The sequence below is a fragment of the Novosphingobium sp. genome (genome assembly GCF_020852455.1).
Classification (GTDB): domain Bacteria; phylum Pseudomonadota; class Alphaproteobacteria; order Sphingomonadales; family Sphingomonadaceae; genus Novosphingobium.
The window spans coordinates 70,547-94,933 of the sequence record NZ_JADZAT010000001.1; the positions used below are offsets into that span (position 1 = coordinate 70,547).

Annotated in this window: 22 protein-coding genes; 9 read left to right on the forward strand and 13 right to left on the reverse strand. The window is 64.5% G+C overall.

Going from position 1 to position 24,387, the window contains the following annotated elements; all coding sequences use genetic code 11:
- Window position 1: 1 nt before the first annotated feature.
- The 3 genes from IT549_RS00260 to IT549_RS00270 are packed head-to-tail and all read left to right on the forward strand — an operon-like array spanning window position 2 to window position 3,640.
- Entirely contained in the window at window positions 2-274 is a 273-nt protein-coding gene (locus IT549_RS00260) for a sarcosine oxidase subunit delta (RefSeq protein WP_292969034.1), read from the forward strand.
- The gene (locus IT549_RS00265; RefSeq protein WP_292969035.1) at window positions 271-3,135 is read left to right on the forward strand and encodes a 2Fe-2S iron-sulfur cluster-binding protein; all 2,865 of its coding nucleotides are present in this window, start codon (window positions 271-273) and stop codon (window positions 3,133-3,135) included. The genes IT549_RS00260 and IT549_RS00265 overlap by 4 nt, the downstream gene beginning before the upstream one ends.
- The gene (locus IT549_RS00270; protein WP_292969036.1) at window positions 3,128-3,640 is read left to right on the forward strand and encodes a sarcosine oxidase subunit gamma family protein; all 513 of its coding nucleotides are present in this window, start codon (window positions 3,128-3,130) and stop codon (window positions 3,638-3,640) included. The genes IT549_RS00265 and IT549_RS00270 overlap by 8 nt, the downstream gene beginning before the upstream one ends.
- On the opposite strand, the gene IT549_RS00275 is transcribed toward IT549_RS00270, so the two are convergent.
- The 7 genes from IT549_RS00275 to IT549_RS00305 are packed head-to-tail and all read right to left on the reverse strand — an operon-like array spanning window position 3,615 to window position 12,203.
- Window positions 3,615-4,094: a hypothetical protein gene (locus tag IT549_RS00275; protein WP_292969037.1), complete on the reverse strand. Its 480-nt coding sequence runs from the start codon at window positions 4,092-4,094 to the stop codon at window positions 3,615-3,617. The two genes, IT549_RS00270 and IT549_RS00275, sit on opposite strands and share 26 nt — an antisense overlap.
- Window positions 4,087-6,846 (reverse strand): 2Fe-2S iron-sulfur cluster-binding protein, encoded by a 2,760-nt coding sequence (locus IT549_RS00280; RefSeq protein WP_292969038.1) that lies wholly within the window; start codon window positions 6,844-6,846, stop codon window positions 4,087-4,089. Before IT549_RS00280 ends, IT549_RS00275 begins: the two co-directional genes overlap by 8 nt.
- Complete coding sequence (locus IT549_RS00285) at window positions 6,843-7,106, reverse strand: sarcosine oxidase subunit delta (protein ID WP_292969040.1); 264 nt, start codon at window positions 7,104-7,106, stop codon at window positions 6,843-6,845. Before IT549_RS00285 ends, IT549_RS00280 begins: the two co-directional genes overlap by 4 nt.
- 15 nt (window positions 7,107-7,121) lie before the next feature.
- Window positions 7,122-8,378 carry a sarcosine oxidase subunit beta family protein gene (locus IT549_RS00290; protein WP_292969042.1) on the reverse strand — a complete coding sequence of 419 codons (1,257 nt, stop codon included), beginning with the start codon at window positions 8,376-8,378 and terminating at the stop codon, window positions 7,122-7,124.
- Window positions 8,378-9,502, reverse strand: a complete 1,125-nt coding sequence (locus IT549_RS00295; protein WP_292969044.1) for an FAD-binding oxidoreductase — start codon at window positions 9,500-9,502, stop codon at window positions 8,378-8,380. Before IT549_RS00295 ends, IT549_RS00290 begins: the two co-directional genes overlap by 1 nt.
- Window positions 9,499-10,947, reverse strand: a complete 1,449-nt coding sequence (locus tag IT549_RS00300) for an FAD-dependent oxidoreductase (protein WP_292969046.1) — start codon at window positions 10,945-10,947, stop codon at window positions 9,499-9,501. The genes IT549_RS00295 and IT549_RS00300 overlap by 4 nt, the downstream gene beginning before the upstream one ends.
- Window positions 10,944-12,203 carry an aminotransferase class I/II-fold pyridoxal phosphate-dependent enzyme gene (locus IT549_RS00305; protein WP_292969048.1) on the reverse strand — a complete coding sequence of 420 codons (1,260 nt, stop codon included), beginning with the start codon at window positions 12,201-12,203 and terminating at the stop codon, window positions 10,944-10,946. Before IT549_RS00305 ends, IT549_RS00300 begins: the two co-directional genes overlap by 4 nt.
- 173 nt (window positions 12,204-12,376) lie before the next feature.
- Here IT549_RS00305 and IT549_RS00310 point away from each other — a divergent pair, with 173 nt between their 5' ends.
- On the forward strand, window positions 12,377-13,264 hold the full coding sequence (locus tag IT549_RS00310; protein WP_292969050.1) for a LysR substrate-binding domain-containing protein: 888 nt from the start codon (window positions 12,377-12,379) through the stop codon (window positions 13,262-13,264).
- Window positions 13,265-13,304: 40 nt separating this feature from the next.
- Window positions 13,305-14,081: a tyrosine-protein phosphatase gene (locus IT549_RS00315; RefSeq protein ID WP_292969051.1), complete on the forward strand. Its 777-nt coding sequence runs from the start codon at window positions 13,305-13,307 to the stop codon at window positions 14,079-14,081.
- Here IT549_RS00315 and IT549_RS00320 read toward each other — a convergent pair.
- Both IT549_RS00320 and IT549_RS00325 read right to left on the reverse strand, forming a co-directional pair.
- Entirely contained in the window at window positions 14,078-14,947 is an 870-nt protein-coding gene (locus IT549_RS00320) for an alpha/beta hydrolase (protein WP_292969052.1), read from the reverse strand. The two genes, IT549_RS00315 and IT549_RS00320, sit on opposite strands and share 4 nt — an antisense overlap.
- Before the next feature lie 19 nt (window positions 14,948-14,966).
- A complete protein-coding gene (locus tag IT549_RS00325) occupies window positions 14,967-15,809 on the reverse strand; it encodes a hypothetical protein (RefSeq protein ID WP_292969053.1) in 843 nt (280 codons plus the stop codon).
- On the opposite strand from IT549_RS00325, the gene trxB reads away from it, so the two are divergent.
- Both trxB and IT549_RS00335 read left to right on the forward strand, forming a co-directional pair.
- On the forward strand, window positions 15,808-16,761 hold the full coding sequence (trxB, locus tag IT549_RS00330; RefSeq protein ID WP_292969054.1) for a thioredoxin-disulfide reductase: 954 nt from the start codon (window positions 15,808-15,810) through the stop codon (window positions 16,759-16,761). The two genes, IT549_RS00325 and trxB, sit on opposite strands and share 2 nt — an antisense overlap.
- A 36-nt stretch (window positions 16,762-16,797) precedes the next feature.
- Window positions 16,798-18,804, forward strand: coding sequence for an amidohydrolase (locus IT549_RS00335; protein WP_292969055.1), 2,007 nt, complete (start codon window positions 16,798-16,800; stop codon window positions 18,802-18,804).
- On the opposite strand, the gene IT549_RS00340 is transcribed toward IT549_RS00335, so the two are convergent.
- The 4 genes from IT549_RS00340 to IT549_RS00355 are packed head-to-tail and all read right to left on the reverse strand — an operon-like array spanning window position 18,801 to window position 21,580.
- Complete coding sequence (locus IT549_RS00340; protein ID WP_292969056.1) at window positions 18,801-19,625, reverse strand: hydrolase 1, exosortase A system-associated; 825 nt, start codon at window positions 19,623-19,625, stop codon at window positions 18,801-18,803. The genes IT549_RS00335 and IT549_RS00340 overlap by 4 nt on opposite strands.
- Window positions 19,622-20,302 (reverse strand): hypothetical protein, encoded by a 681-nt coding sequence (locus IT549_RS00345; protein ID WP_292969057.1) that lies wholly within the window; start codon window positions 20,300-20,302, stop codon window positions 19,622-19,624. The genes IT549_RS00340 and IT549_RS00345 overlap by 4 nt, the downstream gene beginning before the upstream one ends.
- Complete coding sequence (locus IT549_RS00350) at window positions 20,299-20,559, reverse strand: acyl carrier protein (protein ID WP_292969058.1); 261 nt, start codon at window positions 20,557-20,559, stop codon at window positions 20,299-20,301. The genes IT549_RS00345 and IT549_RS00350 overlap by 4 nt, the downstream gene beginning before the upstream one ends.
- Before the next feature lie 13 nt (window positions 20,560-20,572).
- On the reverse strand, window positions 20,573-21,580 hold the full coding sequence (locus IT549_RS00355) for a GNAT family N-acetyltransferase (protein ID WP_292969059.1): 1,008 nt from the start codon (window positions 21,578-21,580) through the stop codon (window positions 20,573-20,575).
- A 33-nt stretch (window positions 21,581-21,613) separates the two neighbouring features.
- Here IT549_RS00355 and IT549_RS00360 point away from each other — a divergent pair, with 33 nt between their 5' ends.
- Window positions 21,614-23,137, forward strand: coding sequence for an acyl-CoA ligase (AMP-forming), exosortase A system-associated (locus tag IT549_RS00360; RefSeq protein ID WP_292969060.1), 1,524 nt, complete (start codon window positions 21,614-21,616; stop codon window positions 23,135-23,137).
- Window positions 23,134-24,360 (forward strand): pyridoxal-dependent decarboxylase, exosortase A system-associated, encoded by a 1,227-nt coding sequence (locus tag IT549_RS00365; protein WP_292969061.1) that lies wholly within the window; start codon window positions 23,134-23,136, stop codon window positions 24,358-24,360. The genes IT549_RS00360 and IT549_RS00365 overlap by 4 nt, the downstream gene beginning before the upstream one ends.
- The last annotated feature ends 27 nt before the right edge of the window (window positions 24,361-24,387 follow it).

Below are 24,387 nucleotides of genomic sequence, written 5' to 3' on the forward strand. Positions count from 1 at the left end.
TATGATCCTGATCCATTGCCCCTATTGCGACGATATCCGGCCCGAGCTGGAATTCGCCTATGCCGGTGAAGCGCATATCGCGCGTCCGGCTGATCCTTCGGCACTGTCCGATGCGGAATGGGAGAAATACCTGTTCATCCGCGCCAATCCGAGGGGCCGTCACAACGAACGCTGGCGCCATGTCCACGGCTGCGGGCGCTTCTTCAACGCGGTGCGCGATACGGTGACCGACAAGTTCGAACTGACCTACAAGGCGGGAGAACCCCGCAAATGAGCGCGCACAGGATTGCCAATGCCTGCCGTCTGAACGGTGCGGCAACGGTCAACTTCACGTTCGATGGCAAGCCTTACCAGGGCAAAGCGGGTGACAGCCTGGCTTCGGCGCTGCTGGCCAACGGCGTGGTGCTGATGGGCCGCAGCTTCAAGTATCACCGCCCGCGCGGGCTGCTGGGGGCCGGGGCGGAAGAGCCCAATGCGCTGGTTTCGGTCGATCGCGGGGGCGGGCGGTTCACGCCGAACCTGCGTGCGACAGCGGTCGAGATCCACGAAGGCCTCGACGCCCGCAGCCAGAACCGCTGGCCTTCGCTTGAGACCGATTTCGGCTCGATCAACGATCGGCTCGGGCGGTTCTTTCCGGCGGGTTTCTACAACAAGACCTTCATGTGGCCGCGCTCGTTCTGGGAAAAGCTCTATGAGCCTTCGATCCGGCGGATGGCGGGGCTGGGCGATGCCCCCAGCGATCCCGATCCCGATGTCTATGATGCGACCTATGCGCACTGCGACGTCCTGATCGTTGGTGCAGGACCGGCCGGGATCGACGCGGCGCTGGCGGCCTCGGCGTCGAAGAAGAAGGTGTTCCTGATCGATGAGCAGGACGAACTGGGCGGCGGCGCGCTGGCCGATCCGGCGCTGTGGGGCTGGCTGGCCGAAAGCCTGAAGGATCTGGCCCGGCTACCCAACGTCACCCTGCTGCCGCGCACCACCGCCTTCGGGTACTATCATGACAATTTCATCGGCGCGGTTGAGCGGCTGACCGATCACTTGCCCGATCCGGGCCATCAGGCGCGCGAAAAGCTGTGGCGGATCCGCGCGGGTGAGGTGGTGCTGGCCCAGGGTGCGATCGAACGCCCGCTGGTATTCGAAGGCAACGATGTGCCCGGCGTGATGCTGGCCGGGGCCGCGCGGACCTATCTCCATCGTTTTGGCGTGGCGGTGGGCAGCAGGGTCGCGCTGATGGCCACGCATGACAGCGGATGGAAAGACCTGTTCGCACTGGCCCGTGCCGGAGTGGGCGTGGCGGTGATCGTCGATCTGCGCGAAAGCGTTGATCCCGCGCTGCTGGCTGAAGCCGCCGAACTGGGCCTGCGGGTTGAACTGGGCAGCGCGGTGATCGGGGTTTCGGGGCGGCTTGCCGTAACCGGGATCGAGATCGCCCGCGCCGATGGTTCCGGGCGGCACAAGCTGGCCTGCGATGCCGTGCTGATGGCCGGGGGCTGGACGCCGTCGGTGCATCTCTGGTCACATTCGCTGGGCAAGCTGGAATGGTCGGAAGAATGGGGCGCCTATCTGCCCGGCAAGGCCAACGAGAACGTCCGCTGCGTCGGCGCCTGCGGCGGTAACTGGAGCTTTGGTTCGGGCGTCCACGTCGGTCAGCTGCCCACGCCGAAGAATCCGGCGCTGCTCAAGGCTTTCGTCGATTTCCAGAACGACGTCACTGCAAAGGATATTGCGCTGGCGATCCGCGAGGGGATGAAGTCGGTCGAGCATATCAAGCGCTATACCACCAACGGGATGGCGACCGATCAGGGCAAGACCAGCAATCTCAACGCGCTGCAATTGGCCTCTTCCGCGCTCGACCGGCCGGTCCAGGCGATCGGGCTGACCACTTTCCGCCCGCCTTATACCCCGCAGACTTTCGGGGCGCTGGCCGGCCATGCCAAGGACGCGCTGTTCCAGCCGACCCGCAAGTCTCCCATCGATTCCTGGGCCGAAGCGCAGGGCGCGGTGTTCGAACCGGTCGCGCAGTGGCGCCGTGCGCGCTACTTCCCCAGGACGGGCGAGGACATGCACGCGGCGGTCAATCGCGAATGCCTGGCGGTGCGTGAAGGCGTGGGGATCTTTGATGCCTCAACCCTGGGCAAGATCGAAGTGGTCGGCCCTGATGCGGCCGAATTCCTCAACCGCATGTACACCAACCCGTGGAAGCAGCTTGAGCCGGGCCGCTGCCGCTATGGACTGCTGCTGCGCGAGGACGGGTTCATCACCGACGATGGCGTTTCGGCTCGGATGGCACCGGACCGGTTCCACCTGACCACCACCACCGGCGGCGCAGCCCGGGTGCTCAACATGATGGAGGATTACCTCCAGACCGAATGGCCCGACCTGAACGTCTGGCTGACCAGCACCACCGAGCAATATGCGGTGATCGCGCTGCAGGGCCCCAAGACCCGCGAAGTGATCGCGCCGCTGGTTGAAGGGATCGATCTTTCGTCTGATGCCTTCCCGCACATGGCGGTGCGCGAAGGCACGATCTGCGGCGTGCCGACCCGACTGTTCCGGGTGAGCTTCACCGGCGAGCTGGGCTTCGAAATCAACGTGCCGGCGGCCTATGGTCTGCACGTCTGGAAGCAGGTGTGGGAAGCGGGGCAGGCGCACGGGATCACGCCTTACGGCACCGAAACCATGCACGTGCTGCGCGCCGAAAAGGGCTTCATCATTGTCGGTCAGGATACCGATGGCACGGTGACGCCTTATGACGCCGGGCTCGATTGGGCGGTGGGCAAGAAGAAGCCCGATTTCGTCGGCAAGCGTTCGCTGGCGCGGCCCGATATCGTGGCCAGCGGGCGCAAGCAGCTGGTCGGTTTGCTCACCGACGATCCGAATGAGGTGCTGATCGAAGGCGCCCAGATCGTTGCCGATCCGAAGCAGGCGATCCCGATGACCATGATCGGCCACGTCACTTCCAGCTACTGGAGCGCGACGCTGGGCCGTTCGATCGCGATGGCGCTGGTTGCGGGCGGGTTTGATCGGATGGGCGAGACGCTCCACATTCCCTCTGCCTCGGGCAAGACCCATACCGCCAAGGTGGTGAAGCCGATGTTCTATGATGCCGAAGGGAGCCGCCTCAATGGCTGACGCCGCTGTCCGCACCGCGCCGGTTCCGGCCGAAGCTGCTGAATTCCCGGGCGTCTCGATTGCACTGGGCGCGCCGCTGGCTCGCTGGTCGCTGCGCGCGCGTGATCCCAAGGCGCTGGCCAAGGCGATCGGGCACAAGGTGCCGGGCACAATCGGCGAAACGCTGGGCGGCATGGCCTGCCTTGGCCCAGACGAATGGCTGCTGCGCCTGCCCGAGGGAGCGAGCATCCCGCTGGGCGAGGGGCTGCCGCTGAGCGTGGTCGATATTTCCGAGCGCGCCGTCACGCTGGTGCTGGACGGCGACCGCGCAATTGATGCGCTGTCGGCCGGCTGCCCGCGCGACCTGTCAAAGTTTCCGGTCGGCTATGCCACCCGCACGATCTTCGAAACGGTCGAGATCGTCCTGATCCGTGAGAGCGAAACGCGCTGGTCGGTCGATGTCTGGCGCAGTTTCGCGCCCTATCTGTGGACGGCGCTGACTACAGCGGCAAGCCACCTGCGCTGATCTGCCAGAAGCGCAGCAGATCATCCGCCAGGCTGGCGGGGACGTAGGCCAGGCAGCTCGCCTCGCTTTCGACCCGCAGCGTGACCGTGACGTGATCGATCAGCACGGTCGCCACGCAGTCGGCAGCGAAGTCCGCACTTTCGGCGTCGAACAGGCTGCCTTCCATCAGCAGGCTGCGCCAGCCGGGGCCTGACAGGCGGATCTGGACCAGACCGCCGCCGACCGGGGTGAGCGAGCCGCCATCGCCCAATGCCTTGGCCAGTGTCGCCATGTCACCGCTTACGAGCCAGCTGGTGGGCGACAGGCGCAGCACATCGCCCTCTGCGCGTCCGGCCGGGGGCAGGGCATGGCCCAGCGCCTTCGCGATCCGCGTGGCCGTGGGTGCGGGATCGCCCCACAGCTCAAGCTGGTGGAGCGCGCCGCGGCCCAGTTCGACAATGCTGACCTCAGTCACGATAGCGCTCTCCGGCGGGATCATAGAAATGCGGCGAGGTGACGCGGACCTTCACCGTCTGGCGGCGGGTGGGGGAGTGGGCATAGATCTCCTCACCGTGGCGGGCCTGCCCGCCCTTGAGATGCGCCAGCGCGATCGACCCACCTTCGAGCACACGCAAGCCCGAGGCCGTTACGTGCCCTTCGGCCTCGGCGCCGACGAAGCGGACCAGCATCGAGCCTTCGGGGATCGCCTTGCCGTCGATCGCTTCCAGCCCGATCAGCTGCTTGCGCTGCTTGTCGGCAAAGTCGGGCCGCGACAGGCATGACTGACCGATCCAGCCGCCGGCCTTGTTGACCATCCTGCCAAGGCCCAGCTCTTCGGCGGTCAGCCGCCCGTCGATATCGGGGCCGACCACCAGGTGGCCCTTTTCGATCCGCAACAGCTCCATCGCCTCGATCCCGTAGAGCGTGCCGCCCGTAGCCAGCACCTCGGCCTCGATCGCCTGCCAGACCGCTTCGGCCTGGCTGGCGTCGAAGTGGACTTCGAAGGCGCGCTCGCCTGAAAAGCTCGCGGCCATCAGCAGCACCGGCGCTCCGGCGATGGTGCTTTCCACCACCGACATATGGCGCGGCGCCTCACTTCGGGTCAGCGCGGCCATGACCTGCGCCGACTTCGGCCCGGCGACCGCGATCGCGGCATAGTGTTCCTGCACGCAGGTGACCGAGACCTTCAGGTCGGCGCAGAGGTGACCCCGCACATAAGACAGCCAGGTCGCCATGCGGCTTGCCCCGCCGGTTGAGCTGGTGAGGAGATAGCGCTGATCACCCAGTCGCCATACGGTGCCATCGTCGAACACCAGCCCGTCCTCACGCGCCATGAAGGTGTAGCGCCCACGCCCCAGCGCCAGCTTGCCCACCGTGGTCTGGCAGACGCGCTCAAGGAATTGCACCGCGTCCGGCCCCTGAACCTCGAACTTGGCGAGCGTCGATACGTCGCACATGCCCACCGCAGTGCGCACTGTCCGTGCTTCGCGCAGCCCCGCCTGGGCGAGCGTTTCGGCGCCCTGCGGATAGGCGCGTGGGCGTTTCCAGTACCCGGCGTTGAGCCAGATCGGGTTCCTGGCGGCGTGCAGGTCATAAAGCGCGGGATGCCGGGTGGGCTGGGCGTGCTCGCCCGTCGCCAGCCCGGCCAGCGCACCCATCGAAACCGGCGTGAAGGGCGGGCGGAAAGTGGTCAGGCCGGCTTCGGGAATGGTGATCCCCTCGCGCCGCGCGATCCGGTCAAGCGCGGCCATGTTGCCGGTCTTGCCCTGATCGGTCGCCATGCCCAGCGTGGTGTAGCGCTTGAGATGCTCGACCGAGCGATAGCCTTCGCGCCAGGCCAGATCGAGATCGGACACGGTCACGTCATTCTGGAAATCGACGAAAGCCGCCTTGGGATTCCCCGCCGCGCCGACCGTCTCTGCCGGCTGCGGCTCGGCGGCGAGGCCCACGGTGCGGACGTTCTGGCGCGTTTCACCCGGAACGAAAGCCTGCGCGGCCTGATCCCAGTCCAGCTTGCCGCCTGCCTGCATGTGGAGGTGCACCACCGGAGTGAACCCGCCAGACATGGCGACCAGATCGCAGGCAAAACTCCGCTCGGCTCCATCGACTGTCGCGACCAGCGCCTTCACCCCGCGCTTGCCGCCCCTGGCCATCACCGGCGCGGCCAGGTTGTGAACCTCGACCCCGCTGCTGTGGCCAGCCGGGGCGGGGCGACTGTCGAGCACCACCACTTCAGCCCCCGCAGCCATGAGCGCCCGTGCGGTCAGGTAACCATCGTCATTGGTGGTTGCGACGACGACGCGCTTGCCCGGCAGCACGCCAAAGCGGGTAACGTAGGTCCGCACCGCCTGGCTCAGCATCACGCCGGGCAGGTCGTTGTTGGCGAAAGTCAGCGGACGCTCGATCGCGCCGGTCGCCAACACTACTTCACCCGCGCGGACATGCCAGTAGCGTTGCGAAAAGCCATTGGCCGGGATCTGGCCTGGTTCGATCAGCTTTTCGGACAGGCAGACGAATTGATCGTCCCACAGCCCGCTGGCGCTGGTGCGGGTCAGCACACGCCCGCCGGACGTTCTGACTGCCGTGGCGATCTCTCCAGCCCAGGTCCGTCCGGGTTTGCCTTCGATCTCGGCCGGATCACGCAGCAGCGATGGGGCCAGTTCGGCGTCCTGTTCAACCAGGAAAACCTTCTTGCCGGCGCGCACCGCATCGCGCGCTGCGATCAGGCCAGCCGGTCCGCTGCCCACCACCAGCACATCGCAGAAGGCGGCGCGCTGGGCGTAATGATCCGGATCGGCCTTGGTCGGAGCAGGGCCAAGCCCGGCGGCGCGGCGGATGAATTGCTCATAGAACAGCCACAGCTTGGGCGGTCCGAAAAAGGTCTTGTAGTAGAAACCAGCGGGCAGCGCCTTCGACACCAGCGAGAGCACGCCGCCCACATCGCTTGACAGGCTGGGCCAGCGGTTCTGGCTGCGCGCGTTCAGCCCTTCATAGACGTAGAGGTCGGTCGCGCGGGTGTTCGGTTCCTCGCGTCCGCCGCTGCCGACGGTTACCAGCGCGTTGGGTTCCTCGATCCCGGCTGACAGGATCCCGCGCGGCCGGTGGTACTTGAAGCTGCGGCCGACCAGCCTGATCCCTTGATCGAGCAGCGCGGCGGCGAGTGTCTGGCCGGGCTTTGCGGTCAGGGCGCGGCCATCGAAGGTGAAATTGATCAGCGGCGCGTTCATGGCAGCGCCTCCGGGCCGATCGGTTTGACCCATTCGATATGATGGCTCACCCGGTCGCGGCGGATCAGCAGCCACATCCCGCAACCATGGGCATGACGCCACAGCTCTTCCTCGGTGCCGCGCAGGTTGGCGCGCGAGAACAGCGCCGCAATTGCAACTGCAGGCTCAGCATCAAGTGGCACGACTGAATCCGCGCTGCGTTCATAAACGAATTCGGCCTGGGCGCGGTTGCCGCAATGGGGGCAGGGGATCTGTTTCATTTTGCTTCCGCCCCCTCAGCGATGGTTCGGGAACGGGCCGGTGCCGTTCTCGTCAACCGGCGTGCCGCGTTCAAACCGGTCAAGGCCGAACGGTTCGACGATCAGGTGGGGGCGCTGGTTCGCCAGCGTGTCGGCGAACAGGTAGCCGGAACCGGGCGTGGCCTTGAACCCGCCATAGCACCAGCCGCCATCGATCCACAGCCCGTCGCGCGGGGTGGGGCCGATGATCGGCGATCCGTCAAAACTCATGTCGGTGACCCCGGCCCAGGTGCGCAGCATCCTGAGGCGCGAGAGCGCCGGGATCAGTGCCAGTCCTTGCTGGATCGCGAGTTCCATCGTCACCGGTTGGCCGCGCTGGGCATAAGAAGGCCAATTGTCCGGATCACCGCCGAACACGATCCCGCCCTTGTCGCTCTGGCTGATGTAGCAGTGCAGGCTCTGGGTCATCACCACGGTGTTGACCATTGGCTTGACGCCTTCGGTGACCATCGCCTGCAACGTCTGGCTTTCGACCGGCAGCTTCAGCCCGGCCATCGCCGCAATGTGGCCCGAGTGCCCGGCCGCGCAGATCGCCACCGTACCGGCATTGATCCGGCCCCGGGTGGTTTCGACCGCGATCACGCGGTTGCCGTCCATCACCATGCCGGTAACTTCGCACTGCTGGATGATGTCCACTCCGTGGCTGTCCGCACCGCGGGCAAAGCCCCAGGCCACAGCATCATGCCGGGCGGTCCCGCCGCGCCACTGGATCATCGCCCCTTCGATCGGGAAGCGCGCCTGGCGCGAAAAATCGAGGCACGGTTCGATCTTCATCACCTGCTCGCGGGTCAGCAGCTCGGCTTCGATCCCCTGTACGGCCATGGCATCGCCCTTTTCAGCGAGGCGGATCATGTCCGCGTCGGAATGGCCCAGGGTCAGCGCGCCGCGCGGGCTGAACATCACGTTGTAGTTGAGATCGTCGGACAGGCCTTCCCACAGCTTGAGGCTGAATTCGTAGAACCGCCCCAGCGGCTCAAGCCGATAGTTGGAACGCACGATCGTGGTGTTGCGGCCAACATTGCCGCTGCCGATGTAGCCCTTTTCCAGCACCGCGACATTGGTGATCCCGTGCACTTTGGCGAGGTAATAGGCGGTGGCCAGGCCATGCCCGCCACCACCGATGATCACCACGTCATAGCTGGGCTTGGGATCGGGATGGCGCCAGGCGGGCTGCCAGTGGCTCTGCCCGTTGAAGGCACCGCGCAGGAGTTGGAGGGCCGAGTACTTGCTCATCAGAGTGGCAACCACCCCTTCTGGGTCTTCCAGCCTTCACCAATCCCGTCGAACCGGCTGAGGGCCAGCTTGTCGATATCGGTAAAGCTGCAGCGGCCTTCCAGTACCAGGTCGCTCACCGCATGGCCGCTGGCGGGGGAAAGGCCGAAACCGACGCCGGACATGGTGCAGAAGGTCACATTGTCCTTGCGGTCGATGACCGGGCGGCCATCGGGGGTCATTTCGATCACTCCGGCCCAGGAGCGAATGACGTTGAGGTGCGCGGCGTTGGGGAACAGTTCGGCCAGCCGCCGGGCAAGGTTGCGGGTGAGGGGGGTAGAGGGCTTCACTTCTGGCCCCAGGTCGCCGAATTCCACCCATTCGTGCGGGCCGCCGCCATAGGCCAGATTGCCGCGCAGGGTTTGGCGGCCATAGAGCCCGTTGCCATCAACGCCGCCTAGCTTCATCATCGGTGCGGGTTCGGTGACGATCATCTCAGCGCGCGCGGCGGCCAGCGGCAGATCGATCCCCAACTGGGCGAGCAGCGTGCCGGTCTGCGGTCCGGCGGCGATCGCCACGGCATCGCATTCATAGGTGGCGGTGGTGCTTTCCACCGCAGTCACCTTGCCGCCTTCGCGGCGGAAGCCAGTGACCGGCGAATGCTGGACAATTCTGCCGCCCAGGTCCTGGATCGCCCAGGCATAGGCCTGCACCGTGCGGTGCGGATTGGCATGCCCACCGAAACGGTAATGGATCCCGCCCAGGCAATTGTCGCCGGCCAGCGGCACCGCCTCGCGAACCTGCTGGGCATCGAGCAGGTCAACCCGGTGGCCCAGCCGGTTGTTCATCTGCGCGATGTAGGTGTACTGCTCAAGCTGGCGCGGGGTTACCGCCATGACGATGCGTTCGGGGCTGAATTCGGTGGGGTAGCCCAGCAGCTCGTCCATCTGCGGCCACAGGCGCTGCTCTTCCTTGAACAGCGGGCTCTGGTAGTGCGAACAGCCCCCGCCATTGCGGCCCGAGGCTTCCCAGCCGACCACACCCTTGTCGAGCACGGTGACCTCGACCCCACTGCGCGCGAGCCACCAGGCGGTGGACAGGCCCGAGGCACCGGCCCCGACCACGACGACTTTTTGCGCGCTCACAGGCTCATGTTCCCGCCCAGCACGCGCCGGTTTTCTTCTTCATAGGGGGTTCCGATATCGGCATAGGGCACCCACTGCGTGGGGATGCCCATCCAGACGTCCCAGCCGGCCCGCATCTCCTCGCTTTCCTCCCAGTCGGCGATCACCTTGAGCGGCAGCGGGCGAACCGGCGCGCGGTGGGTGGCTAGCGGCACTTCGGCAAGCTTGCACTTGGCTTCGGCGGCCAGGATCATCGCCACCTGATCGCGGCAGCGGCGGCCCTGGCACTGGCCCATGCCCGAACGGGTCAGTCGCTTGACCTGGTCCTGATTGGGCGGACCATCGGCCAGCAGGGTGGAGAGCGAGCGCCTTTGCAAGGCTGGCGGACGATCGAGATAGCGTGGCGGCTGCACCCCGGTCAGGTCGGCCAGGGTCATCTCCTCGCACTGGCAGATCACCGTGTCACCGCCGCAGGCTCCGCCCAGTGCTTCCATCCAGGCTTGGCGATAGGCGACATGGTCGAAGCCGGTGTCGGGCAGACCAGCGCAGTTGCCGACTGCGGTGATGTTGCTGTCCGCGACCGGAACCCAGCCGCCACGGTTGGGTGCAAATTGCCGCGCCGCATTGGCGGCATCGTGCAGCTCGAGCATCGGCACCAGTCCGATCGCCATGACAACGCTGTCACAGGCGAGGGTGGTGCCATCCGACAGCACCAGCGCTTCAACCCCACCGAGACCGCCCTTGGCCTCGACCGGCCAGGTGCGGCAGCGGATCGGAATGCCGGCGGCGGTAACCGCCGCGGCATCGGCCTGAGGGGCATCGCGGACCTCAAGGATCGCGGCGACCTCGATCCCCTTGGTTTGCGCGGACAAGGCTGTTTCAAGACCCAACTCGTGCGAACCCACCACAACGATCCGGCGTCCGGCGAAGGCATCGTACAACGACAGCAATTTGCCTAGCGCCGCAGCGCCCATCACCCCGGGCTGGTTCCAACCGGGGAAGGCCATCGGCAGATCGCGCGCACCGGTTGCCAGCACCAGCTGGTCGAACCCGACCAGCCAGGACTTCTCGGCATCGGCCAGTCCCACGACCTGGCTGGGCAGGCTGCCCACCAGTGGCCCGTTGCGATAGACCCCCCAGGCGCAGGTGCCGAGCTGGACTTCCACTCCGGCATCGAACAGCGGCTCAAGATGGTCCATGTTGGCGAAGACGGTTTCGAGCATCCGCTCGCTGTTCTGCATCGCAGCCGTTGCTCGTCCGCCAAAGAACCACGGCACGTCATTGCCCACCTGGTGGCCGGGTACCGGGTTCTCATCGACGAGTAACACCTTGAGGCCTGTCTGGGCACCTTTGAGTGCCGCTTGTGTGCCACTGGTGCCACCGCCGATGACCACCAGATCATAGTGCTGCCCGGGCACCGGGAACTTGCCATCAATGGCGTGGGGATCGGTCCCGCGCGCGCTCATACTGCCTCCAGTGCCTGCGCCAGATCGGCGATTATATCGTCCCGGTGTTCAAGCCCGACTGACAGCCGGATTGTCCCGTCGGTGATCCCCCCGGCCAGCCGCTGCTCGCGCGCCACGGCATAGTGGGTGGTGCTGGCGGAGTGACAGATCAGGGTGTTGGAGCCGCCCAGATTGACCGCCATTTTCAATAGCTTGAGGCTATCGAGCAGGCGAAATGCCTCGGCCTCGCCGCCGTGCAGGTGGAATGAAAAGGTCGATCCGGCGCCCTTGCACTGCCGCTCGAACACGGCGCGCGCCGCAGTGCTTTCGGGTGTGAACCCCAGGTAGGTTACCCCGGCCACCTTGGGATGGGCGCGCAGCCATTCGGCCACCACCTTGGCATTGTCCATCGCCCGCTCGGTCCGCAGGTGTACCGTCTCCAAACTGCGCAGCACCAGCCAGGCGGTGTAGGGATCGAGATGACTGCCCCAGACAAGCCGCTGTAATTTAAGCGGTTCTACCAGATCCCGGCGGCCGCTGATCGCGCCCGCCAGCATGTCCGAATGGCCCGCGCAATACTTGGTCAGCGAAGTGACCACCAGATCCACCCCGTGCTCGATCGGGCGCTGGTGGAACGGACCCAGCAGGGTATTATCGACCATCACGATCGGCCGCCGCCCCTGTGCCGCCTCAACCCGTCCGGCAAGCTTGACCAGCAGGTCAAGGTCAACCAGTGCGGCGGTCGGATTTCCGGGGCTTTCAGCGGCAAGCATCGCCACCGGTCCCCTGGCCATCGCGCGCTCGCAGGCGGCCCACATGTTGGCTTCGTCGCAGCCGTCGGTCCAGGCTTCGGCATGGGCGCCGAAACCGGGCATGATCTCATTGAACAGGCCATCGACGCCCGAATAGAACGGTCGCCCGTGAACCACCCCTTCGCCGGGCTTCAGATAGGCCAGCGCCACTGCGGTATGCGCGGCCATTCCGCTGCAATAGGCCAGCGCCGCTTCGGCCCCGTCGATCGCCGCCAGTCGCGCCTCAAGGATGTCGAGCCCGGGATGGCCAAGCCGCGAATAAATGTGCGCACTGCCGCCGGCTTCGGGACCGTCTCCGTCAAAATAGGCGCGGTGCACATCCTTGGCGACCTGCGCCGAAGGATAGGTAAAAGTCGCGGTCATATAGACCGGCGGCTTTGCTGAACGCGATGCCGTCTCGGGATCGTAGCCCGAGACGATTGCCAATGTTTCGGGGCGAAAACCCGGGCTTGTGTCGTCTGCCATGATGTCGCTTGTTTGCACGCCGCAAACCGGCTGGCCAGCGGCGAAATCGCATAGCGTCATGCCGAAAAGTTGAGCTATTTGACCCGGCAGAGATTTGCGATAATCCGGACTGCAAAGGGAAGGGGACGGGCACCATTTCGGGCAAGAATTCGATCAATCGGCGCTGGCTGCCCTTGAACGCGCTGCGCGCTTTCGAGGCGGTGGGCAAGCATCTTAGCTTCACCGGCGGCGCGGCGGCGCTTTCGGTGTCGCAAAGCGCGATGAGCCGGCATGTCGCAGGGCTTGAGCAGTTGCTGGGCAAGCAGTTGTTCGAGCGGGATTCCGGGCGGCTTTCGCTGACTCCCGCGGGTGAGGAACTGCTAGGCGTGGTCGCCAAGTCGCTCGACCGGATCGAGATCACTCTCAACGCCATCCGCGACGATACCATGCCGGGCCGGGCCCTGCGGCTGCACGTGCCGCCGTCGTTGCTGCAGCAAACCGTGCTGCCGATGCTGGCCGACTTTCACCGCGAATACCCTGACATCCGGATTGATGTATCGAGCTCGCACGTGACCGGATTGCCGCAGGGCGATATCGATATGGCGATAGTCTATGACCGGCCCAATGTCGACGACATGGTCACCGACCTGTTGTGGCAAATTCGGGTTGCACCACTGTGTTCACCCGAGATTGCCCGCAATGCGGAAGGCAAGACGCTTGCCGAGTTCCTGGCCGGTGAGGAACTGCTGCACATGCGCCTGGACAACCAGCCGCGTGAATACCAGTGGGCGGCCTATCTTGCCCCACGCGGGATCAGCCTGCCGCTCAGCCGTGGGCTAACGCTGGACACGGCTATTGCGCTGGCGCGCTATGCGATGTCATCGGGCGGGGTGGTGCTGGGCGATATCGATATGCTTGCCGATGAGATTTCCTCGGGTCAGCTGGTCATGCCATTCGATGACACCAGCGAGGATGGCTATGGCTATTACTTCAAGTTTCACGCCGACGACCTGGCCGATGCCGACATCGCGCTGTTCCGTTCCTGGTTGATCGCCCGCTTCGCCGCAATGCGCCAAAGCTAAATCTTGCGCTTGAGCTGACTTGCTGCCAAGCGCCGGACTGATGGAAAACCGCGTTCTCAAGCTCGATGGCGTTCACAACTTCCGCGATTATGGCGGCTATGCCGGTGCACAGGGCGCGCGGGTGAAGACCGGGCTGCTGTGGCGCTCAGCGCAACACGGCGATGCCAGCGCGTCTGATCTGGAGACTATCCACGCGCTTGGCATAGCGACGGTGATCGACCTGCGCGGACCCAGTGAGTACGAGGCGAAGCCTTGCCTGCGCCATCCTGAATTTTCGGCTCAGGTGTTCCGTTATCCCGAAGAGACCGCGGGGCTGGCGCTGCATACCGAAGCTGCCGACGGGGTGGTGACCGCCGCGGAGGCGCGCGCGGCGATGATGCGGCTCTACGAAGGAATTGCCTTCCGCGAAAACCTGGTGCCGATGCTGCGCTGCTATTTCGAAGTCCTGCGCCGCGCCGAAGGGCCGAGCCTGGTTCATTGTGTCGCTGGCAAGGATCGGACCGGCTTTGCCGTGGCGCTGGCCCAGCATGTCCTGGGTGTCGATCGCGACGCGATCCTGGCCGACTACGTGCTGACCAACCGGGCCGGTAACATCGAGGCCCGGATTGCAGCCGGCGCCGAACAGATTCGCGGCAAATATGGCGCGATCGATGAGGCAACGATCCGTACCCTGATGGGAGTCGAGGAAGACTATCTGGTCACCGCGCTGGCTGCGGTCGAGGCCCGCCATGGCTCGATCGATGCCTACCTGGCCGAGGCCATCGGCCTGGACAACGCTGCGCAGGAAACGCTGCGCAGGCATTACCTGGAAGCCTAGAGGAAGGCCCTCACTTCGGCCATGAACCGGTCGAACTGGTCGTGGTGCAGCCAGTGCCCGGCGTTCTCAAATTCGCTGACCCGCCAGTCCTTGAAGACCATTGCGCGCCCGTCCTTTTCGGGGTTTGAAGCCCACGAATCCGCTCCATAAAGGAACAGGATCGGGCAGGTGATCGCGCTCCACAGCTCTTCCAGACGCTCCTCAGGAGTGTCTTCGAACGGCCAGTTGTTGAGATAGGGATCGAACTTCCAGCTCCAGGTACCGTCTTCGTTGCGACTGGCGCCATGGATCGTGAGGTGGCGGGCCTGCTCGTCGGTCAGGAAGCCGTTTTCCTCTTTCATGCGGGCATAAGCGGCTTCGATCGATTCATAGCGGCGCGGGATCCGACCGGACGATTTGCGGCGCTCGTCGATCCATTTGCGAAAGCGGTTGGCATAGCCTTCGGCTTCCCGCCGGGCGCGAACATCGGGTGATGGGCCAAGCCCTTCGATATTGACCAACTTGCGGACCTTTTCCGGGTACAGACCGGTAAAGCGGGTGGCGATATTGCCGCCCAGCGAATGTGCCACGATCGTCACCTGATCGTGCCCCAGCGTGTGGACCAGCTGGGCAAAGTCATAGACGAAGGCGTTCATTTCATAGTTGCCATCGGGCACCCAGGCGCTGTCGCCGTGGCCGCGCAGATCAGGAGCGATCACGTGCCAGTCCCTGGCCAGTTCCTCGGCCACCCAGTCCCAGCTGCGGCAATGGTCGCGCCCGCCGTGCTGGAGGATCAGCGGCGGTGCCTCCGGATTACCCCAATCGACATAGTGGAGGCGCAGGCGCTGCGAGATGAAGCTGTTGGCGGTCGGTCCGTGCGGTGTCATGCTTGGCGCTTTGCGCGCATCATAAGCCGAATTCAAGGCCGATCCTGAACTGCCCCTTGGTGTCGTCGCGCGCTTTGCCGAGCGTGAAGAGGTAACCTGCGCGCAAGTTGATTGAAGGTTCGATTTCATAGCCAATGATCGGGCCAAGCGCATGGCCGCCGTGCGGCAAAAGGCGATCAAAACTGCCGAACTCGCCAAAGCCTTGCAGCCCTAGCCGCCATTTCGGCAGGACTTGATAATCACCGCTGAACGCATAACCGAGTTCGACACTTTCACCGCTGGCCAGTTCGCGGGTGGCGATCAGGTTGAACCGCAGGTTCATGCGGCCACGGTCATGTTCGAGGATGAAGCGCGCTTCCACAGCGTCGGGCGCGTCAATCCCGATGTCATAGGTGGCATAAAGCGCTGAATCGATTGGGCCCAGTTTGCCCAGCGCGAACAGCACTTCTGCACCGACTGTTTCGACCTTGCGACTTGTTCCGGGTTGGCGTGCAAAGCTGGCCTGTCCGCCGATCCGCACCCGATCGCTCAGTCCATGGGTAATGCCGATCTGCAGCAAGTCCTCGCCCCCTGCCGGCCCGCTGTCCAGACGGTCATAAAACAAGGCGGCATCAATTGATCCGCTTTCAACTGTCGCTCCATCGGCATCGTCGCCGCGCCCGGGCGTTGCGAGGGCTGGACTGGCAGTCAGCACCAGTGAAATGGCAAGGGCAGCAAGGCGCAGCATTGTCTTGCAGCGAATACCGCCTTGCCGATTGCTGGCAATCCCGAGACATCGCCAAACAGGGGAAATTTTGCGGGTCGACTCTGGCCTTGGAGCTCGGTGCTGCCTATCTGCTGCCCGCACTACGGAGGAATTCATGGCAACCCACACCACACGCATGCTGATTATCGGTTCCGGCCCGGCGGGGCTTTCGGCGGCGATCTATGGCGCGCGCGCCGGCATGCAGCCGATCGTGGTGCAGGGCCTGCAGCCCGGTGGGCAGTTAACGATTACGACTGACGTCGAGAACTACCCTGGCTTTCGCGATGTGATCCAGGGGCCCTGGCTGATGCAGGAAATGCAGGCCCAGGCGGAACACGTGGGCACCCGGATGCTGTGGGATACGATCACCGAGGTTGATCTGTCGGGCTCGCCCTTCCGGGCGATCGGGGACAGCGGCGATATCTATGAAGGCGATACGCTGGTGATCGCGACAGGGGCCCAGGCCAAGTGGCTTGGCGTTCCTGGCGAGCAGGAGCTGTCGGGCAAGGGCGTTTCCGCCTGCGCGACCTGCGACGGATTCTTCTATCGCGGCAAGAAGGTAGTGGTGATCGGCGGCGGCAACACTGCGGTCGAGGAAGCACTGTACCTTACCAACCATTCGCAGGATGTGACGCTGATCCACCGCCGGGATTCGCTGCGGGCGGAAAAGATCCTGCAGGATCGGCTGCTGGCGCACCCCAACATCAAGGTGTTGTGGAACAAGGCGGTCGATCACTTCGTGGGGGGCGATACCGGGCTGACCGGTGTGGCGCTGAAAGATACAGTGACCGGCGAAAGCAGTGTCGCGCCGACCGACGGCGCTTTCGTCGCGATTGGCCACGCGCCGTCGACCGAACTGTTCAAGGGCAAGCTTGAAGTTGATGCCGGCGGCTATCTGGTGGTCCAGCCGGGCACGCCCAAGACCGCGATCGCCGGCGTTTTCGCTTGCGGCGACGTGATGGATCACACCTATCGCCAGGCGGTCACCGCTGCCGGGACGGGCTGCATGGCCGCGCTCGACGCAGAGCGGTTCCTGGCCGAAAAGGACTTCCAAGCCGCCAAGGGCTGACCTAGCATCTGGCCTGACCCCGGGGGAGGACAGGCGATGCGAAACTGGCTCAGCAAATTCGGCCTCGCGGGCCTTGCACTGGCGAGCGGGGCGAGTTCTCTGCCTGCTCCAGAGCCGGACCTGGTGATCGTCAATGCCCGGATCTACACATCCGATGCCGGGCATAGCATGGCCTCTGCCATGGCCGTTCGGGGCGGCAAAATTGTCTATGTCGGGTCCAGCGAGCACGCCCGAACCATGGTCGCACCGCGAACCGAACTGCGCGACCTTGGTGGAAAACTGGTGCTGCCGGGGCTGATTGACAGCCACATCCATCCTGAAGGGGTGATCGACTACCCGGCCTGTGACCTGCAGTCCAAGCCGCTTTCGCTGGCGCAGATTTCGCGCGAAGTGAAGGATTGCATCGCGCGCCGCAAGATCGCACCTGGTGAATGGGTGCTGGTCGATCTGTGGAACTTCTCCGAAGGGATGCAAACCGATCCGGCGAACCCCACGATCCGCGCCGCGCTGGATGCGGCCAGCACGCAGCATCCGATCAAACTGTTCGGGCTCGATGGCCATCACTACGGTTTCAACAGCGCGGCGCTGGCCATGGCCGCACCGCGCGGCAAGCCGGTGATCGGCCTCAATGCTGCAACGCTCAAAGGCCCCTTTGCCCGCTATGCGCCTTATGTCGGCGTCGATGGTTCGGGTGAACCTGATGGCTATATCACCGAGTCCGCCGCCAAGCTTTTCCCGGCGCCCAATTCGATCGGCCCCGATCCCGCCAACCTGGGCGATGCCCCGGACCGGATCGGGCAGATGCTGGCTTCGCGCGGGATCACAGCAATCCAGGATGCCGGCGGCGGGCCGACCAATTACCGGATCTTCGATACCTTGCAGGCCAAGGACGCGCTCAACCTGCATGTCCGGTTTGCGCAGCATTTCGATTTCGATGATTTCACTGATGATAGCGGCAAGGTCGATTTCGCGCGCATGGTGGTAACTGCCGCGGCGGTGCGATCGCGCTATGCCGGCAATCCGCTGATCCGGGCCGATGCAGCCAAGCTTTATGCCGATGGGGTCCTGGAAGGAAATCCGCTGGCTTTGCCGCCGACATTGCCGACATCGCCAATGCTCAGGCCATTCCTGCAGCCGATCTTTGCCAAGGATCCACAGGGCAAGCTGGCGGTAAAGGGCTATGTTGATACCGCCAGCGCGCTATGCCGCGATACCCGGGCGCACATGGCGGAACGGATTGTCCAGGCTGGCCCGTTCATTGCCGCCCATGGCTTTCACCCGGCGCAGTGCCGGATATCTTCAGGTACGCTTGAGCACCCGCGAGACCAGTTGCTGGAATTTGCCCGCCAGTTCCATCGTGCCGGTTTCACGCTGCATATCCATGCAATCGGTGACAAGGCGGTGCGGGTGGCGATCGACGCGATCGAGGCGGCGCGGCGATCCGATGGAGTTTCGACCCAGCCCGATGCGATTGCCCATTTGCAGGTCATCGCACCGTCCGATATCGCGCGAATCGGGCGTGACCGGATCTATACGGCCTTCACATTCGCATGGGCCAACGCGCTGAAGGACTACGACCTGACGGTTATGCCGTTCATCGACCGGGTCAACGGCAATTCCGATGCCGCCTTCTACACAGCGCGCAATTACACTTGGCGGCAGAGTTATCCGGCGCAGTCGGTGCTCAGGGCTGGCGGCATATTGGTCGGTGGTTCGGATGCGCCGGTTGAAACCCGCGATCCGCGTCCGTTTTACAACATCCAGTACGCGGTTACCCGTCAGCATCCGGGTCTGCCGCGGTTCAACCCGGCAGAGGCGCTGACGATCTGGCAGGCGCTTGATGCCTATACCATCAACGGAGCAAGGGGGCTGGGGCTGGGCGGACAGATCGGATCGCTGGAAGTAGGCAAGGAGGCGGATTTCATCGTGCTCGACCGTGATGTTCTGGCGCTGGCCGCCGATACGAAGGGTCGGCAGACGATCCGCGACACGCGCGTGCTGGAAACCTGGTTTGCGGGACGAAAAGTCTTCTCCGCCAACTAGCCTTTGGCGCGCAGAGCGCCCAGGATTTGCCCCTGCAACCAGATCCGCGCCTGTGGTTCGGCAAAGCTGTGACCGGCGCCCGGGCATTTGCGCAGCCGAGGATCGGCCTTGTCCCAATGTTCGAGAAAAGCCTGCGCGGTGCGGTCATTTTCGGCGATCAAAATCGTTGCCGGGCCGGTGAAGGCCTTGAGCCCATCGGCCATCGTGGTCGCCAATGAGCTTGGCGGCGGCGCGGGCTTGACCGCATCGGCCAGGCTTTCGGCCATTTGCCGCACCTTGACCTTGCCGGTAAGCAGCCGCAGCAGCGCGCTGGGGCTGGTCAGCCGCTTCAGGTAGTGCCGACGGATTGCCGCCGGGCTCAATTGGGGCTGGGGTTCCGGTTCGGACTGGGCCTCAGGTGCCACCGCTTCCTCGACTTCAGGTTCGAACGTCCACGGGTTGGCCAGGACCAGACCGTCACAGCCCTGACCCTGGGCCAGCATCAGCGCACTGGCGGCGTCGCAGTTGCCGAAAGCAACCACGCGCTGAAGTCTTGGTACCTGTGCACGGAAGGCATCCAACGCCGCGGCGATATCGTCGCCACAATCGGCAAAGCTGGCATTGATCCCCGAGCTGTCGCCTACCCCGCGCCGGTCATAGCGCATGACCGGAAAGCCGGCGGTAGCGATTTTGTCCGCGAGCCCGGCATGGCTGCCGAACGGACCGCTGCGTAATTCGTTGCCGCCAGTCACGATCAGCAACCCGGTGCGTGCCTCGGCCAGATCGACCGTGGCGGCCAGTGTTTCGCCCTGACAAGCGAAGGTGAAATGCCGCCGGTTCATGCGTTCAGTCCTACGGCAACGATGGCCGCAAGTGCGTCGGCCTGGCTGGCATCCTCATCAGGTTCGGCGCGCAGCCACAACGGCCCGCCGCCAACAAGCTCGTGCTCGATCGCGGTGATGCCCGGTTGCTTGCCGGCAACCAGCGTGCCCAGCTGGCGCAGCATCTCGCCCGAAAGTGAAAAGCCCGCCAGTTCGATGCCCAGTTGCAGGCCCTGTTCCATCAGCGCATCGACATTTTCCTCACGGCCAGCCTCGCGGGCGGACAGGATCCGGGCGCGCAGCATGGTCTTGAGCAGACTGGATCCCTTGACCGGGGCATAATGCCAGCCGCCCAGCTTGGCCGGCAGGACCAGGCCGCCGCCGCGGATTGCCAGAACATGGCTAGCCTCAAAGTGCCGGGCTGCTGCCTCCAGCGCCATGCGCCAGTCCTCCGGCTCTATCAGCGCCAGGTCCTGCTCGCTCTCATTGCAGCCGGGCAGATCGGGCAGGAAGCAATCGATTCCCGAACCGTCGAGCCGACGCATCACCTCGACGGTGAAGCGCCGCAGCTTGTGGCCTTCCTCGAACAAAGCCGGGGCGATCAGCACGCGCTTTTCGCGCCCGGCATCGAAAGCCAGCGCGTATTCGCTTGCCGCGGCACCGCCGGGCAGGGGGCAGGGGTAGCTTTCGGCCTTCACGCCTTGTCCCGCTTGCTCCGCGCGAATTTCAGCAGGCTGCCATAGGTTTCGAACAGTTCGCCATCGATCTCGTCCTCGTCGATCACGATATCGAGCCGGTCTTCCATCTCGGTCAGCAATCCGGCGACTGCCATCGAATCGAGTTCGGGCAGTTCGCCGAACAGCCCGGTTTCGGCGGTGAAATCGTCGGCCTGGCCGGGCCTGAGGCCCAGCACGTCGGAAAGGATCGCGCGCAGTTTGCGGTCGGTGGTGTCCATGGTGTCCTTGTCTCTAGCCTTTGCTCCGCGCCCGGCGCAAGGCCGTGCGGATGATCCGCAGCCAGTTGCCGGGCCAGCCGGGGCGATACATTTCAAGTCGATAACGCGGACGGACCTGTTCCATCCAGTCGCGCTTGTAGGCATCATTGCCGGTGCCAAAATCGACCAAGCTGACCTGGTCGCGATCGATCACCTCCTCGAACAGCGCAGCGGAGAGGGTGGTACCCGGCGAAAGCGGCTTCGATGCTTCGGTGTGCGCCAGCTTGTGAATGAAGGCCGTGCCGTGTTCAACAGTCCAGAACTGGGCGGCAACCGCCTGCCCGTCGGCGAAGGCAAGGCCCAGGCGCAGGCGGCCGGCGGCGGCTTCGGCTTCGGCAAAGGCGCGCAGGAAATTCGGGCTGCCTTCCTGGGGCTTCCAGCTTTGCGCATAGATTGCCTCGTAGGCCGCCCAGCTGGCCGGGTTGAACTCGCGCTCGAGCGAGACAGTCACCTTGCCGGCCTTGCGCTTGAGCGTGGTGCGCAGTGGGCCGGGGCGCGAGGTGAGGTAGTCTGCGAAAGATCGATCCTTGACTTCAAGTACATGATTCACATCGCATTGCTCGCGGAACACGACCCACCCAGCTGTGCGAAATGCCTGTTCGAGCAGAGTGGCGTCCCCATGTTCATCAGGCAGCGGAGAAAGCGTGATGCGTGGGGCCTGGCCGGCCAGGTCACGGGCAATGGCCTCAAACAGGCTCGGCCGGTCAGCGTGTTCGCTGGCGAGCGGAGCGACCCGGAATGCGTACCAGTTAGCCAGGGCTTCGATTGCCCGGCCCTTGCGGGTAAGCGGCAGAACTGCGCGGTTTAGGCCGTCGCTGGCTACGGCAATCAGCGGGGTCAGGGCGCAGTGCTGTTCCAGGCCGCGCCACCAGGCGATCCGGTCAAACGGGGCGCGGGCCTGCGGTGCATTAAGCAATGCAGCCAGCGCCGCATCGCCTTGCACTTCGTTAAGATCATCGTGATAGGTAACCACGATTGCCACAGCGAAACCCTTGCCTCCGGAGCGAATAAGTCATTGTCCTGCAACGCCAATCCAGTGGTCCGGCCGATCGATCATCTTGCCGAATGCGGTGCGGACAATGCGCCTGCACTGTTGTTGCGTGGCGGCACCCTTAACCACAAGGACTTAAGGGAACGTGTCGCTCGGTTGGCTGGATGGCTGAAAAGTCAGATTAGTGAACCCGGGGCGCGGGTGGCGAGTTGGGCGGCCAAGGGTGAGCTGACCTGCTTGATGCCGCTAGCCGCAGCGCGTGCAGGGCTGGTTCACGTGCCAATCAACCCGCTGTTAAAGCGCACTCAAGTGGCACACATCGTACACGACAGTGGTACACGGATGTTACTCGGCACCCCATCACGCCTCACCAGCCTTGAGCCTGGCGATTGTCCTGCCGATTGCCTGGTGATGGCTGAGGATGAAGCACTGGCCGCAGCCATGTATAGCCAGCCGCTCGGCCCCTCGGATAGCGATCCCGATGCCTTGGCGGCGATCCTCTATACCAGCGGTTCGACCGGCAAGCCCAAGGGGGTGATGCTGAGCAATGCCAACATGTGGCTGGGCGCTGACAGTGTGGCCGACTACCTTGGCCTGGCTGACGACGACGTGACGCTGGCGGTACTGCCGCTGTCATTTGACTATGGCCAGAACCAGCTGTTCAGCACCTGGTACGCCGGCGGCTGCGTGGTTCCGCTCGATTACCTGACCCCGCGTGACGTGGTGAAGGCGGTCGAACGCCACAGGGTGACTACCCTGGCCGCCGTGCCGCCGCTGTGGGTGCAGTTGACCGAGCTGGACTGGCCGACCGAGGTCGCCGCGAACCTGCGCCGCCTGACCAATTCGGGCGGAGCACTGACGATCGAACTGGTGCGCAAGCTGCGCGGCCTGTTCCCGGCAGCGCGGCTGTTTCCGATGTACGGGCTGACCGAGGCCTTCCGATCGACCTACCTCGATCCCGCGTTGGTTGACAGCCACCCGACATCGATGGGTAAGGCGATCCCCCATGCAGAGATTCTGGTGATCGATGATCACGGTCAGGTTACCGCCGATGATGCCGAGGGCGAGCTGGTCCATTGCGGTCCGCTGGTGGCGCAAGGATATTGGCAGGATCCGGTCCGCACCGCCGAGCGTTTCAAGCCCGCGCCCGCAGCGTCGAGTTACGGCGGCATGGCGGTCTGGTCGGGTGACCGGGTCCGGCGCGACGCCGAAGGTTTGCTATACTTCGTCGGTCGCCGCGATGCGATGATCAAGAGCGCCGGCAACCGGATCAGCCCGCAGGAAATCGAGGAAGCGGCGCTGGCCAGCGGCCTCGTTGCCGAAGCGGTCGCGCTGGGTATCCCTGACGCGCGGCTGGGCCAGGCCGTGCACCTGATCGCCCGGCCGCTTGCCGGAATCTCAGGCTTTGAGGAAGAATTGCCACGTATCCTGTTGCAACAGCTACCCAATTTCATGCAGCCCAAGGTCATTCACTGGCGCGAAGCCATGCCGATTTCGCCCAACGGCAAGATCGACCGGACCGGTCTTTATCAGGAACTGGCGGCATGAAGCCGCTGGGCCCGATCCCGTCCGGTTACGCCATGATCGACGGCGAACTGGCGATTGCGGGGCGTACAGCCAGCGCGCTGGTGGCCGAAGCCGGACGCACGCCGCTGTTCGTCTATTCGGGCGCGCTGATCCGCCGCCGGGTGGGCGAACTCTATGCCGCACTGCCAAACCGCGTGGCACTGCATTACGCCATGAAGGCAAACCCTTACGGGCCGGTTCTTGAGCTGATGTCCGAACTGGTTGACGGGTTCGATGTGGCATCCGCCGGCGAACTTGAACTGGCCCTGTCAGCCGGCGTCGCGGCGGAACGGATTTCGTTCGCCGGCCCGGGCAAGCGAACCGAGGAACTTGAAGCCGCGATCCGCGCCGGAGCAACGCTTAACCTTGAGAGCGAGGGCGAGGCGATCCGTGCGCTCGAGGCCGGCCACCGCCTTGGAATTACTCCGCGTCTGGCGATCCGGGTCAATCCCGATTTCGATCTCAAGGGATCGGGCATGAAGATGGGCGGCGGGGCCAAGCCGTTCGGCGTCGATGCCGAGCGGGTTCCCGCGATGGCGCGCGAAGTGATTGCCAGTGGGGCAGAATGGCGGGGCTTCCACATCTTTGCTGGCAGCCAGGCGCTGAATGCGGAAGCAATCATCGATGCCCAGGTTCAGGCACTGGCACTTGCTGCCGACCTGTCGGAGCAGATCGACGCACCATTGCCGCATTGCAATCTGGGTGGCGGCTTTGGCATTCCCTATTTTCCCGGCGACGAAGCAATGGATCTGGCGGCGGTCGGTGCCGCGCTGGGCGAAGCGCTCGAAGCTGTCCCGCAAGTGCTTAAACACACGCAATTCTGCGTCGAACTGGGGCGTTACCTGGTTGGCGAGGCGGGCGTTTACCTGACCCGGATCGTCGATCGCAAGGTCAGCCATGGCGAGACCTTCCTGGTCGTGGACGGCGGCTTGCATCATCAGTTGGCGGCCACCGGCAATTTCGGCACGGTTGTGCGCCGCAACTATCCCGTTGCGATCGCCAGCCGGTTTGACGAACCCGGCGATGAGGAAGTCAGCGTGGTCGGGTGCCTGTGCACCCCGCTAGATCGTCTGGCTGAAAAAGGCGGTTTCCCGCGTGCGGACGTTGGCGATCTGGTCGCAGTGTTCTGCGCCGGTGCCTATGGCGCCAGCGCCAGCCCGGCGCAGTTCCTTGGACACGGCCCCGCTGCAGAAATGCTGGTTTAACCAGTAACTTGCGCCTCGTCCCAAAAC